Below are 12,696 nucleotides of genomic sequence, written 5' to 3'. Positions count from 1 at the left end.
CCTCCAGGACGACGAGGGCCCGCCTCCTCGGAGGCGGGCCGTCGTCGTGTCCGGGACTAACCGAAGAGCTTCGCGAGGCGCGACACGCCCTCGGCGATGTCGTCGTCGCCCAGCGCGTACGACAGCCGCAGGTAGCCGGAGGGGCCGAAGGCCTCGCCGGGGACGACCGCGACCTCGGCGTGCTCGAGGATGAGGTCTGCGAGCTCGAGCGTGGTCGTCGGCGTGGAGCCGGCCCACGCACGGCCGAGCAGCGCCGTGACGTCCGGGTAGACGTAGAAGGCGCCCTTCGGCGTCGGCGTGACGAAGCCCGGGATCGCGTTGAGCCCGTCCACGATGGCGCGGCGCCGGCGGTCGAAGGCCTCACGCATCGCCGTCACGGGCTCCTGCGGCCCCTCGAGCGCGGCGATCGCTGCACGCTGCGACACGTTCGAGACGTTGCTCGACAGGTGCGACTGCAGGTTCGACGCGGCCTTGACGGCGTCGGCCGGGCCGATGAACCAGCCCACGCGCCAGCCGGTCATCGCGTAGGTCTTCGCCACGCCGTTGACGAGGATCGTGGTGTCGGCGAGGGCCGGGACCGCGTCGAGGATGCCCGTGAACCGGACGCCGTCGTACACGAGGTCCTGGTAGATCTCATCGCTGATGACCCAGATGCCGTGCTCGAGCGCCCACTCGCCGATCGCCTTCGTCTGCTCGGCGGAGTACACGGAGCCGGTCGGGTTCGACGGCGAGCAGAACAGCAGCGCCTTGGTCTTCGGGGTGCGCGCGGCCTCGAGCTGCTCGACGGTCACGAGGTAGTCCTGGTCGCTGCCGGCGAACACGTCGACGGGGACCCCGCCCGCGAGTCGGATGGCCTCCGGGTAGGTGGTCCAGTACGGAGCCGGGAGGAGGACCTCGTCGCCCTCGTCGACGATCGTCTGGAACGCCTGGTAGACGGCCTGCTTGCCGCCGTTCGTGACGATGACCTGCGACGGGTCCACCGACACGCCCGACTCGCGGGCGGTCTTGTCCGCGATCGCCCGCTTCAGCTCGGGCAGACCGATCGCCGGCGTGTAGCGGTGGTTCTTCGGGTCCTGCGCGGCGGCGACGGCGGCGTCGACGACGTGCTGCGGGGTGGCGAAGTCCGGCTCGCCGGCGGCGAACGAGATGACGGGCCGACCCGCGGCCTTGAGCGCCTTGGCCTTCGCGTCGACCTTGAGCGTGGCGGACTCGGCGATGGCCGCGATGCGCGACGCGATGCGCTGCTGCGGGGCGGTGGGGTTGGCGGCGGACTCGGGGCCTTCGGCTGCGGTGCTCACGGGGCCAAGCCTATCGGCGCGGCACGCCGGAGCATCCGTCAAGTGGACACCGTGTGACGGACTCCCGTACACTCGACCACCGGAACGCGGATCGGTGACGAAACGCATTCTGAAGGGCGGTGGCTCAATTGGTAGAGCAGCGGTCTCCAAAACCGCAGGTTGCAGGTTCGAGTCCTGTCCGCCCTGCACATCTGGAAGGGTAGAAGTTGGCGAGCAAAGACGTGGAAGCGACGGCGGACGACGTCGTCGCCAAGGCGAAGCAGGACCGCGCATCGCGCCGCGGGCCGTTCGCTGCCATCGCCCTGTTCATCCGCCAGGTCATCGGCGAGCTCCGCAAGGTCGTCACGCCGACCCGCAAGGAGCTCTTCAGCTACACCGGCGTCGTCCTGGTCTTCGTGATCGTGATGATGGTCCTGGTGTCGGTCCTCGACTTCGTGTTCGGGCTCGGCGTCGGCTACGTCTTCGGCAACGGTCCGACCGCCTGATCCGGTCGACCGACCGCAGGCCGGGCTGATCGCTCGCCAACCCGATCCGCACCACCGAACGGAAAGAACCGACATTGTCTGACTACTCCCGCGACGACATCGACCTCGCGACGGCTGCCGAGCAGTCCTCCGAGGTCGAGGAGAACCAGGAAGGCGACGTCGAGACCGGTGAACTGCTCTCGGCCGAGTCCGCCGAGGAGCGCGCGATCTCCGTCGAGGACGCCGACGACGAGTCCCTCGGGCTGAGCGACGAGCCCGACGACGGTACGGTCGACGCCGGCCTCGACGAGGCACTCACGGCGCTCCAGGAGTCGCGTGACCCCGAGGCCGACGCCGTCGTGGACGACGCCCTCGAGATCGACTCCGCGGACGAGGCCGAAGCCGCCGTCGAGGCAGTCGAGGACGAGGAAGAGGTCGAGCTGGAAGAGGAGTCCGCCGCGCAGGCGAACGAGACCCTCGCCGCCGACGAGGCTCTCGACGCCGACGACGAGCCCGCCGAGGTCGACCCGTACGAGGCCTTCAAGGCCGAGCTGCGGATGAAGCCGGGCAAGTGGTACGTCATCCACTCCTACGCGGGCTTCGAGCGCCGGGTGAAGTCGAACATCGAGAACCGCATGGTCTCGATGTCGATGGAGGACTACATCTACCAGGTCGAGGTCCCGATGGAGGACGTCGTCGAGATCAAGAACGGGCAGCGCAAGCTGGTCACCCGCGTCCGGATCCCCTCGTACGTGCTCGTCCGCATGGACCTCAACGAGGACTCGTGGTCGGTCGTCCGCCACACCCCGGGCGTCACCGGCTTCGTCGGCAACGCCCACAACCCGACCCCGCTCCGCTTCGACGAGGCCTTCGGCATGCTGAAGTCGCTCGTCCAGGTCGCCGAGGCCGCTCCGTCCAAGGGCGGCGCGAAGTCCGGCGGTGCCGTGCAGGCCCAGCCGCAGGCCGAGGTCGACTTCGAGATCGGCGAGACGATCACCATCAAGGAAGGCTCGTTCGCGGGTCTGCCGGGGTCGATCTCCGAGATCAAGCCGGAGAGCGGCAAGCTCACGGTCCTCGTCTCGCTGTTCGAGCGCGAGACCCCGGTCGAGCTGAGCTTCGACCAGGTCACCAAGCTGTAGTAAGCTACCGAGGTTTGGCCCCGCACGCTGAGCGTGTGGGGCTTCACCGCGGTCCGGAACGGCCGGACCCGCGGGAGAGTGCACGGATCCCCGTGCGTTCGATTCCAGGAGGAAACAAGTCATGGCACCGAAGAAGAAGGTCACGGGCCTGATCAAGCTGCAGATCAACGCGGGCGCCGCCAACCCGGCCCCGCCGATCGGTCCCGCGCTCGGTCAGCACGGCGTGAACATCATGGAGTTCTGCAAGGCGTACAACGCCGCGACCGAGTCGCAGCGTGGCAACGTCGTGCCGGTCGAGATCACCGTCTACGAGGACCGTTCGTTCACGTTCGTCCTCAAGACCCCGCCGGCCGCCGAGCTCATCAAGAAGGCTGCGGGTGTGCAGAAGGGGTCCTCGACCCCGCACACGGTCAAGGTCGCCAAGATCTCGATGGACCAGGTCCGTCAGATCGCCGAGACCAAGCAGGCCGACCTGAACGCCAACGACATCGAGCAGGCCGCGAAGATCATCGCCGGCACCGCGCGCTCGATGGGCATCACGGTCGAGGCCTGATCCACACCCCCAACACCCTTCCGTGGGAGAGCCTCGCCGGCTCGTCAACCACGTAGCTCCCAGAGGAGAACACCATGGCGAAGAAGTCCAAGGCCTACCAGGCCGCGGCCGCGAAGATCGAGGCCGACAAGTTCTACACCCCGACCGAGGCAGTCGCCCTCGCGAAGGAGACCGGCTCGGCGAAGACCGACTCCACCGTCGAGGTCGCGCTCAAGCTCGGCGTCGACCCGCGCAAGGCTGACCAGATGGTCCGCGGCACGGTCATCCTGCCGCACGGCACGGGCAAGACCGCCCGCGTCATCGTCTTCGCGGTCGGTGCTGCTGCTGAGGCCGCCATCGCCGCCGGTGCCGACGAGGTCGGTGGCGACGAGCTCATCCAGAAGGTCGCCGACGGCTACACCGCCTTCGACTCGGCTGTCGCGACCCCGGACCTCATGGGCAAGGTCGGTCGTCTGGGCAAGGTGCTCGGCCCGCGTGGCCTCATGCCGAACCCGAAGACCGGCACCGTGACCCCGAACGTCGCGCAGGCCGTCAACGACATCAAGGGCGGCAAGATCGAGTTCCGCGTCGACAAGCACGCCAACGTGCACTTCGTCGTCGGCAAGGCCTCGTTCACGCCGGAGCAGCTCGACGAGAACATCTCGGCCGCGCTCGAGGAGATCGTCCGCCTCAAGCCGAGCTCCTCGAAGGGCCGCTACATCACGAAGGGGTCCGTCGCGACCACTTTCGGCCCGGGCATCCCGCTGGACGTCAACAGCATCTGACGACCTTCGGCGCGGAGCTCACGAGGCATCCCGCTGGACGTCAACAGCACCTGATCGATCGATCGGTCCGGAGAGACCCGCACCCACCAGGGTGCGGGTCTCTTCGTGTCAGGAGCGCGGTGTCCCGGTAGCGTGGCCGGGTGCGCACCCTCGTGAACGCCCTGCGACTCATCGCCGTCATCGCGGTCGTCTCCGCGATCCTCGCGCAGTGGCTGGTGAGCTCGAAGCTCCCGAGCTACAACCCCTTCAACTTCTTCGGCTACTTCACGATCCAGTCGAACATCGCGATCGCGGTCGCCCTCGCCGCGACGCTCGTGGTCGGGGTCCGTCGGGAGCGGAGCCCCGTCGGGCTCAGTGTGTTCCGCGGTGCGTCGACGGTGTACATCGCCACCACGGGCATCGTCTACAACACGCTGCTCGTGAGCGTGGACGTCCAGACCTCCGTGCAGTGGTCGAACGACGTGCTGCACCGGGTCCTGCCGGTGTACGCCGTGCTCGACTGGCTGCTGTTCTCGGACCGAGCTCGACTGCTGTTCCGGCACGTGTGGTGGTTCCTGCTCTACCCCGCGGTGTGGCTCGTGGTGATCCTGATCCGCGGGGCGACGGACGGCTGGGTCCCGTACCCGTTCCTCGACCCCTCGCTCGGCTACGGCGTCGTCGCGCTGTACTGCCTCGGCGTCGCGGTCTTCATCGCCCTGATGGGGATGCTCGTCGTGGGCATGAGCCGACTCCGGATCGTGAAGGTCTAGACGCGGTCTCGGCGGAGCGTGTCGAGCACCCGGTCCGCGAGGTCGATGAGGACCCGGATCTGGTCGTCGTCACGGTCGACCCAGCGACACTCGGGCTCGTCGTGCGCCGGGACGAAGTCGTCGTGGCGCTCCCACACGAACAGCGTGCGGTCGGCCCCGAGGACGTACTGCTGCCACCAGATCTGTCGGAGGTAGTGCCGGGGGATGCTCCGCCAGCCCTTCGCGGTCGTCTTGATCTCGGCGAGCACGAGCCGCCCGTCGCCGTCGTGTCCGACGCCGTCGGGGGTGGCGAGGTGCGCCCGGTTGGCGGCGGCGTGGAAGAGGTGCGCCGAGGGCTCGATGCCGTGCGTCGCCGCGACCCAGGCGGCGATGACGGGTTCCCGCTCCCGTCCGTGCTCGGTGTAGACGTTGCCGGAGAACCGTGAGCCGTAGCGCTTGTCGGCGACGACGGCGTGGACGGCACGGAGCGAGGCCAGCCGTGCGACGTCGGTGGCCGTGATGCCCATGGCGCGGGCGCGGAGCCAGGCGACCCGGTCCGAGGAGTGCGCCACGATGCGCTCGGTGTGCCCGCGGAGGACCGTGAAGGTGTCGTGCCGGGACGAGCCGGACGCGGCGAGTGCGCCGGACGTGGTGCCGGAGCCGGCCGTGCGTGCACCGGACGCGGTGCCGGAGCCGGCCGTGCGCGCACCGGACGTGGTGTCGGAGCCGGCCGTGCGCGCACCCGGTGCCGGCGTGGCGGAGGCGGGCAGCGCCTCCAGGCCGGGGTCCAGGTCGCCCCACAGGGTGGGCTGCACGATCGTCACCCGTCGATTCTCACCCCGCCCACCGACGCGACGGAAACCGACGCGCGGTCAGGACACCAGGACGCGTCCCTCGGCGAACGCGACGAGCTCGTCGATGCCCGCGGGGGAGAGCGCGTAGTCGATCGCGAGCGCCGCGGCCCCGTGGAGTGCGGCGTACGAGCCGGCTCGGGACTGCGCGATCACGAGGTGCTCCGTCGCGAGGGGCATCGAGCGGGCGTACACGACCTCGCGGACGCCGGCGAGGAGGTGCTCCCCGGCACGCGTCACGGACCCGCCGAGCACGATCACCGACGGGTTCATGAGCGAGACGCAGGTGGCCAGGACCTCGCCGATGTCGCGCCCGGCCTGTCGGACCGCCGCGATGGCGTCGAGGTCGGCCCGTGCGACGAGGTCGATCACGTCGGCGCTCGTCCGGGCGTCGTGTCCCTTCGTCCGGAGGGCGCGGGCGATCGCCGGGCCGGACGCGACGGCCTCGAGGCAGCCGGTGTTGCCGCAGTGGCACGGGATGTCCCCGGCCCGGCCGACCCGGACGTGGCCGATGTCGCCCGCAGTGCCCTGGGCGCCGCGCCGCAGGGCACCGTCGGAGACGATGCCGGATCCGATGCCGGTGGCGACCTTCACGAAGAGCAGGTGGTCGACGTCGGTCCAGCCGCGCTGCCGCTCGCCGAGTGCGGCGATGTTGACGTCGTTGTCGAGCAGGACGTGGGCCGCGACGTGCTGCCGGAGCCAGCCGGGGACGTCGAAGCCGTCCCAGCCGGGCATGATCGGGGGGTTCGCCGGGCGTCCGTTCGAGAACTCCACGGGTCCGGGGACGCCGATGCCGATCGCGATGACGTCGTCACGGGCGCGTCCGACCTCGGCGAGCAGTTCGTCGATCACGGACACCAGCCACGAGAGGGTGGGCACGGGGCCGGCGGCGATGTCGATGCGCGCCTCGCGCGATGCGAGTGCGTCCCCGCTGAGGTCGGTCACCGCGACCCGTCCGTGCGAGGCGCCGAGGTCGGCGGCGACCACGAGTCGGGCCCGGGGGATCAGGGCGACCTGCGCGGGTGGCCGTCCGCCGGTCGAGGCGGCGGTCTGCACCGGCCCGACGAGTCCGATCTCGACGAGGGCGTCGAGGCGCACGCCGATGGTCGAGCGTGCCATCCCCGTCAGGGCGGCGAGCTCGGCCCGGGTCCGTGGCACACCGTCCCGGAGGATCTGGAAGAGCTCGCTCGTCCCGACCGGAGGCGACGCTGCCGTCCGAGTCAAGTCGACCATGCGGCGAGTAGAGCACACATCGAACAGGTCGCGCAACGAAGTCGGTCGAAGTGCCCGCGACTTTTGCTTGACCGCCGTCAGAAGTGGTCATAGTGTGACGCTCGGTCAGTGACGACCACACCGTCTCGACGAGGAGAACCCCTGGTGACCCAACCACTCTCGGTCCAGCTCTACACCGTCCGCGACGCCCTCTCGGCCGATCTGCCCGGCACGCTGCAGCGCATCGCCGACATCGGCTACACGAACGTCGAGCTCTTCGGCTACGTGGACCGTGCGGCTGAGCTGCGCGACGCGCTGGCCGCCGCAGGGCTCGCCGCCCCGAGCGGCCACGCGCGCCTGCTGGACGCTGGTGAGCAGGAGCTCGAGGCGATCTTCCACGCGAGTGTGACGGCCGGCATCACCACCCTGATCGACCCGCACATCGACGAGGCCCGTTGGACCACCCGGGAGGACGTCGAGGCCATCGCCCGCGAGCTGAGCGCGCTCGCGCCGCGGGCCGCTGACCACGGCCTGACCCTCGGCTACCACAACCACGCGTTCGAGTTCTCGAACCGCGTCGACGGCACGAGCGCCTACGAGGTCTTCGCGGACGCGCTGTCCGACGACGTCGTCCTCGAGCTCGACACCTACTGGGTGACGGTCGGCGGGGACGACCCGGTCGCGGTGATCGGGAAGTACGGCGACAAGGTGCAGTTCCTCCACGTCAAGGACGGCGACGGGTCGCACGACGACAAGAAGCAGGTCGCGGTCGGCGACGGCGTCACGCCGGTGCGCGAGATCATCGCCGCCGCTCCGGATGCGCTGCACGTCGTCGAGCTCGACGACCACGAGGGCGACGTGTTCCAGGCCGTCGCCGACTCGTACGCGTTCCTGCAGGGGGCCCGCGCGTGACCGACACCTCGACCGGCGCCGAGAGCGCCGGCACCGCGACCACCGGCACCGCGACCACCGGCACCGCGGCCACCGGCACCGGCACCGACACCACGACGGCCGTCGGCACCACTCGCCGCACCGGCCCGGTCGGCGTCGGGGTCATCGGCGCCGGCGTCATCTCGGACCAGTACCTCTCGAACCTCACGGTCTTCCCCGACGTCGCCGTCCGCTTCATCGCCGACATCGACCTCCCGCGCGCCGCCGCCCAGGCCGAGAAGTGGGGCGTCCCGGGCTCCGGCACCGTCGAGGAGCTGCTCGCGCACGACGACATCGAGATCGTCGTGAACCTGACGATCCCGGCTGCCCACGTCGAGGTCGCGGAGCAGATCCTCGCCGCCGGCAAGCACGTCTGGGGCGAGAAGCCCTACGCCCTCGACCGCGAGAGCGCGACCCGCCTCCGGGACACCGCGGTCGCCGCCGGAACGACGGTCAGCGTCGCCCCCGACACGTTCCTCGGGGCCAGTCTCCAGACCGCGCTGCGTGCCGTGCGGGACGGCCGGATCGGCGCGCCCCTGAACGGCCTGACGCTGTTCCAGAGCCCCGGCCCCGAGTCCTGGCACCCGAGCCCGGAGTTCCTCTTCGCGGTCGGCGCCGGCCCGCTGTTCGACATCGGCCCGTACTACCTCACGACCCTCGTGCAGGTCTTCGGCCCGGTCACGAAGGTCACCGCGACGGCATCGAAGGCCCGAGCGACCCGCGTCATCGGCTCCGGACCCAAGGCAGGCACGGAGTTCCCGGTCGAGGTACCGACGAACCACTCGGCCCTCATCGAGTTCGAGAACGGCGGCAGCGCGCAGAGCGTCTTCTCGTTCGAGTCGGCCCGCGGGCGCACCGGCTTCGTCGAGATCGCGGGGGAGACCGGCACGCTCGTGTTCCCGGACCCGAACAACTTCGACGGCGACACCGAGCTGTACGCGGCCGGCGCCGACGAGCCCGAGACGATCCCCGCGGTCGGCTCCACCTACTCGCGCGGCACGGGCGTGGTCGACCTCGCCCGCTCGATCCGCGCCGGCGTCGGCAACCGGGTCCCCGGTGCCCTCGCCTTCCACGTCCTCGACGTGATGGTCGCCATCGCCGAGAGCGCCGAACGTGGGGAGGCGGTGCTCGTCGAGAGCACGGTCGACCCATCCCCGACCCTCCCCGAGGGCTGGGACCCCGCGGAGTCGACCCTGGCCTGACGGCCGGGTCGACCCCACACGCGGACCGCACCCGCGGACCGCACGGCGGCCGGGCCCCGCAGCCCGACCGCCGGCACAGCAGCACCCGACAGCACCATCCCTGCACCATCTCAACGACGAGAAAGTAGAGAGTCATGCGCACTGCCATCCGCGCACTGGCCATCACCGCGGCCGCGGCACTCACCGTGACCGGCCTCGCGGCCTGCTCCTCCGGAGGCTCCGGTTCGTCCGGCGACTCCAAGACGCTCACGTACTGGGCGTCGAACCAGGGGACGTCCCTCCAGAACGACAAGGAGGTGCTCACCCCGGTCCTCGAGAAGTTCACCAAGGAGACCGGGATCAAGGTCAACCTCCAGGTCATCGGCTGGAACGACCTGCAGAACAAGATCCAGACCGCCGTGACCTCGGGCCAGGGCCCGGACGTGGTCAACATCGGCAACACGTGGGCGACCTCGCTCCAGGCCACCGGCGCCTTCCAGGAGTTCGGTGACTCGGAGATGAAGGCGATCGGCGGTGCCGACAAGTTCGGCAAGGTCGCGCTCTCCACCGGTGGTGCGCCCGGCAAGACCGTCACGAGCGTCCCGCTCTACGGCCTCGCGTACGGCCTGTACTACAACAAGCAGATGTTCAAGGACGCCGGCCTCGAGGCACCGACGACGTGGGAGGACCTCGTCACCGACGCCAAGAAGCTCACCACGGGCGGCAAGTACGGCTTCACCATCGCCGGTGGTTCGTACACCGAGAACTCGCACTTCGCGTTCATCAACTCGGCGCAGAACGGCGGCGAGTGGTTCGACAAGGACGGCAAGCCGACCTTCACGCAGAAGGCGAACGTCGACGGCATCAAGCGCTACCTCGACCTGATGCAGTCGGACAAGGTCGTCAACACCTCGAACGCGCAGTACGACAACGGCACCCAGGCGGTCTCGGACTTCGCGAACAAGAAGGCCGCGATGATGCTGACGCAGAACAACGCGAACAGCACGATCACGTCGAACGGCATGTCGAAGGACGACTTCGGCGTGGTGCCCTTCCCGGCACCGCAGGGCGAGACCGACATCGCGTCGTTCCCGGCCGGCATCAACCTGTCCATCTTCAAGAACACGAAGAACAAGGACGGCGCGCTGAAGTTCGTCAAGTACATGACGAGCGCGGACACGCAGGCCACGCTCGACAAGCCGTACTCCGCCCTGCCGGTGCTCGCCTCCGCTGCTGACTCGGTCACCGACGAGCAGACGAAGACGTTCCTCGACATCTACAACAACAAGGCGAAGCCGCTGCCGCTGGTGCCCGCCGAGGACCAGTTCGAGTCGACGGTCGGCAAGGCGATGAACGACATGTTCGCCAAGATCGCGACCGGCGGAACGGTCTCCGACAGCGACATCAAGTCGGCGCTCCAGACCGCCCAGGACCAGGTGTCCCAGGCTGCCGGTTGATCCGCCTGGAGGGCCGGGTCGCGTCCGTCAGGACGCGCCCGGGCCTCCGCCCCTCGCGTCCACCCCGTGACACGAGCACCAGCGCCCCCACCCCGGCCCCGAGCCGGGGGTGAGCCGATCGGCTCACGCACGCCGCGCCTCCCGGCCACGGCCGCCACGCTGCTCCGCAGGCTCCGCATCGCGTCGGAACCGGGCCGCGTGGGCCCGGACCGCTTCCCCGGCCCGCGCGGCGCACCCGATCCTCCACCTCGCCGAAAGGCCCCGCATGTCCACCTCGGTCCTGCCTGAATCCGAGCGCATCGACCTGACCCACACGAAGGCGCCGACGCTGTCGGGGCCCCAGCCGGGTCGGAAGCCCAAGCGCCACTGGCTGCCGTACGCCCTCGTGGCTCCGGCGATCCTCTTCGAGCTGCTCATCCACATCGTCCCGATGCTCGTGGGCATCTGGATCTCGTTCATCCAACTCACCAAGTACTTCATCGCCAACTGGGGCGCCGCGCCCTTCGCCGGGTTCCGGAACTACTCGGTCGTCGTCGACTTCGACCAGGCGATCGGCAAGGGCGTCCTCAACTCGTTCCTCATCACGTGCGGCTTCACCGTGCTCGTGGTCGGGCTCTCATGGACGTTCGGCATGGCTGCCGCGGTCGCGCTGCAGAAGCCCTTCAGGGGTCGCGGCCTGTTCCGCACGCTCTTCCTCGTGCCCTACGCGCTGCCGATGTACGCCGGCATCATCACCTGGAAGTTCATGTTCCAGCGCGACTCCGGTGCGATCAACCACGTCCTGGTCGACCAGCTCGGGCTGTTCGGCGGACAGGGACCGTTCTGGCTCATCGGGTCGAACGCCTTCATCTCGGTCGTCGTCGTGGCGATCTGGAAGACCTGGCCGTTCGCGTTCCTCATGCTCATGGCCGGGCTGCAGTCCGTCCCGAACGACGTGTACGAGGCCGCCTCGGTCGACGGTGCGAAGCCGTTCCGCCAGTGGCGTTCGATCACGCTGCCGATGGTGCGTCCGGTCAACGTGACGCTCGTGCTCGTGATGTTCCTCTGGACGTTCAACGACTTCAACACGCCGTTCGTCCTGTTCGGCTCGACCGCGCAGCCCCCGGCCGCGGACCTGCTGAGCTTCCACATCTACAACGCGTCGTTCATCACCTGGAACTTCGGCTCCGGCGCCGCGATGAGCGTCCTGCTCCTCATCTTCCTGCTCATCGTCACGGGCATCTACCTCGCCGTGACCAACCGGAGGTCCGTCCGTGCGTGAGACAGTCGGCGCCAAGTCCTTCAAGATCGTCACCCTGGTCCTGCTGACCCTGTTCACGGTCGTCCCGCTCTACGTCATGATCACGACGGCGATCAAGCCGCTCGGTGACGTGCAGAACGACTTCACGTGGATCCCGACGAACATCACCTTCCAGCCGTTCATCGACATGTGGTCGACGGTGCCGCTGGGGCAGTACTTCATCAACTCGCTCGTGGTCTGCACGGTCGCGACGGTGTTCTCGCTGATCATCGCCACGTTCGCGGCGTACGGCGTCTCGCGCTGGAACTTCAAGGGCAAGAGCACCTTCACCACCGCGGTGCTGTCGACCCAGATGTTCCCGGGCGTGCTGTTCCTGCTCCCGCTGTTCCTCATCTTCACGAACCTCGGGAACGCGCTCGGCATCCAGCTCGTCGGGTCGTGGCTCGGCCTCATCATCACCTACCTCACGTTCACGCTGCCGTTCTCGATCTGGATGCTCGCGGGCTACTTCGAGACCATCCCGCGGGAGCTCGACGAAGCGGCGATGGTCGACGGGTCCGGACCGATGGGTGCGCTCTTCCGGGTGATCCTGCCCTCGGCCCGACCGGGGCTCGTGGCGGTCGGGATCTACTCCTTCATGACCGCCTGGGGTGAGGTCCTCTTCGCCTCGGTCATGACGAACGGCAACGGCTCGACGCTCGCGGTCGGCCTGCAGCAGTACTCCACGCAGACGAACGTGTACTGGAACCAGATCATGGCGGCGTCGCTCGTCGTGTCGATCCCGGTCGTGGTCGCGTTCCTCATCGTGCAGCGGCAGTTCGTGGCCGGCCTCACCGCCGGTGCGGTGAAGTAGGCGGGACCGCCTGACGGGAGGCGCGG

General features: G+C 69.1%; 13 protein-coding genes and 1 tRNA gene. 11 read left to right on the top strand and 3 right to left on the bottom strand.

What is annotated here, in order from left to right:
- Positions 1-56: 56 nt before the first annotated feature.
- Positions 57-1,298 carry a pyridoxal phosphate-dependent aminotransferase gene (locus ACSW7Y_RS12155; RefSeq protein ID WP_438126532.1) on the bottom strand — a complete coding sequence of 414 codons (1,242 nt, stop codon included), beginning with the start codon at positions 1,296-1,298 and terminating at the stop codon, positions 57-59.
- Positions 1,299-1,411: 113 nt separating this feature from the next.
- Between ACSW7Y_RS12155 and ACSW7Y_RS12150 the strand changes: the two genes are divergently transcribed.
- The 6 genes from ACSW7Y_RS12150 to ACSW7Y_RS12125 all read left to right on the top strand — a co-directional run bounded on the left by ACSW7Y_RS12150 (position 1,412) and on the right by ACSW7Y_RS12125 (position 4,967).
- Positions 1,412-1,484, top strand: a tRNA-Trp gene (locus ACSW7Y_RS12150).
- Between the two features lie 35 nt (positions 1,485-1,519).
- The gene (gene secE, locus ACSW7Y_RS12145) at positions 1,520-1,783 is read left to right on the top strand and encodes a preprotein translocase subunit SecE (RefSeq protein ID WP_400413601.1); all 264 of its coding nucleotides are present in this window, start codon (positions 1,520-1,522) and stop codon (positions 1,781-1,783) included.
- 74 nt (positions 1,784-1,857) lie between these two features.
- Positions 1,858-2,901: a transcription termination/antitermination protein NusG gene (gene nusG, locus ACSW7Y_RS12140; protein WP_438126531.1), complete on the top strand. Its 1,044-nt coding sequence runs from the start codon at positions 1,858-1,860 to the stop codon at positions 2,899-2,901.
- Between the two features lie 121 nt (positions 2,902-3,022).
- Positions 3,023-3,454, top strand: a complete 432-nt coding sequence (rplK, locus tag ACSW7Y_RS12135) for a 50S ribosomal protein L11 (RefSeq protein ID WP_017888638.1) — start codon at positions 3,023-3,025, stop codon at positions 3,452-3,454.
- A 74-nt stretch (positions 3,455-3,528) separates the two neighbouring features.
- The gene (gene rplA, locus ACSW7Y_RS12130) at positions 3,529-4,218 is read left to right on the top strand and encodes a 50S ribosomal protein L1 (protein WP_022834225.1); all 690 of its coding nucleotides are present in this window, start codon (positions 3,529-3,531) and stop codon (positions 4,216-4,218) included.
- A gap of 140 nt (positions 4,219-4,358) precedes the next feature.
- Positions 4,359-4,967 (top strand): Pr6Pr family membrane protein, encoded by a 609-nt coding sequence (locus ACSW7Y_RS12125; protein ID WP_438126530.1) that lies wholly within the window; start codon positions 4,359-4,361, stop codon positions 4,965-4,967.
- Here ACSW7Y_RS12125 and ACSW7Y_RS12120 read toward each other — a convergent pair.
- Both ACSW7Y_RS12120 and ACSW7Y_RS12115 read right to left on the bottom strand, forming a co-directional pair.
- Positions 4,964-5,521 carry a YqaJ viral recombinase family protein gene (locus ACSW7Y_RS12120; protein WP_438126534.1) on the bottom strand — a complete coding sequence of 186 codons (558 nt, stop codon included), beginning with the start codon at positions 5,519-5,521 and terminating at the stop codon, positions 4,964-4,966. The genes ACSW7Y_RS12125 and ACSW7Y_RS12120 overlap by 4 nt on opposite strands.
- Before the next feature lie 297 nt (positions 5,522-5,818).
- A complete protein-coding gene (locus ACSW7Y_RS12115) occupies positions 5,819-7,030 on the bottom strand; it encodes an ROK family protein (protein ID WP_438126529.1) in 1,212 nt (403 codons plus the stop codon).
- Positions 7,031-7,174: 144 nt separating this feature from the next.
- Between ACSW7Y_RS12115 and ACSW7Y_RS12110 the strand changes: the two genes are divergently transcribed.
- The 5 genes from ACSW7Y_RS12110 (at position 7,175) to ACSW7Y_RS12090 (ending at position 12,670) form a co-directional block, all read left to right on the top strand.
- Positions 7,175-7,921, top strand: coding sequence for a sugar phosphate isomerase/epimerase family protein (locus ACSW7Y_RS12110; RefSeq protein ID WP_438126528.1), 747 nt, complete (start codon positions 7,175-7,177; stop codon positions 7,919-7,921).
- 143 nt (positions 7,922-8,064) lie between these two features.
- The gene (locus tag ACSW7Y_RS12105) at positions 8,065-9,141 is read left to right on the top strand and encodes a Gfo/Idh/MocA family protein (protein ID WP_438126533.1); all 1,077 of its coding nucleotides are present in this window, start codon (positions 8,065-8,067) and stop codon (positions 9,139-9,141) included.
- Between the two features lie 134 nt (positions 9,142-9,275).
- On the top strand, positions 9,276-10,577 hold the full coding sequence (locus ACSW7Y_RS12100; protein WP_438126527.1) for an ABC transporter substrate-binding protein: 1,302 nt from the start codon (positions 9,276-9,278) through the stop codon (positions 10,575-10,577).
- A gap of 265 nt (positions 10,578-10,842) precedes the next feature.
- The gene (locus ACSW7Y_RS12095; protein ID WP_438126526.1) at positions 10,843-11,838 is read left to right on the top strand and encodes a carbohydrate ABC transporter permease; all 996 of its coding nucleotides are present in this window, start codon (positions 10,843-10,845) and stop codon (positions 11,836-11,838) included.
- Positions 11,831-12,670: a carbohydrate ABC transporter permease gene (locus tag ACSW7Y_RS12090; RefSeq protein ID WP_290131232.1), complete on the top strand. Its 840-nt coding sequence runs from the start codon at positions 11,831-11,833 to the stop codon at positions 12,668-12,670. Before ACSW7Y_RS12095 ends, ACSW7Y_RS12090 begins: the two co-directional genes overlap by 8 nt.
- Positions 12,671-12,696: the final 26 nt, after the last annotated feature.

The organism is Curtobacterium flaccumfaciens, from assembly GCF_051548005.1.
Lineage (GTDB): Bacteria > Actinomycetota > Actinomycetes > Actinomycetales > Microbacteriaceae > Curtobacterium.
This window is presented reverse-complemented; position numbering and strand designations above follow the sequence as displayed.

What these genes read in the sequence shown, in the direction of transcription:
- rplK (WP_017888638.1), top strand. Translation starts at nt 3,023, where the DNA reads ATGGCACCGAAGAAGAAGGTCACGGGCCTGATCAAGCTGCAGATCAAC.
- rplA (WP_022834225.1), top strand. Translation starts at nt 3,529, where the DNA reads ATGGCGAAGAAGTCCAAGGCCTACCAGGCCGCGGCCGCGAAGATCGAG.
- ACSW7Y_RS12115 (WP_438126529.1), bottom strand. Translation starts at nt 7,030, where the DNA reads ATGGTCGACTTGACTCGGACGGCAGCGTCGCCTCCGGTCGGGACGAGC.
- ACSW7Y_RS12100 (WP_438126527.1), top strand. Translation starts at nt 9,276, where the DNA reads ATGCGCACTGCCATCCGCGCACTGGCCATCACCGCGGCCGCGGCACTC.
- ACSW7Y_RS12095 (WP_438126526.1), top strand. Translation starts at nt 10,843, where the DNA reads ATGTCCACCTCGGTCCTGCCTGAATCCGAGCGCATCGACCTGACCCAC.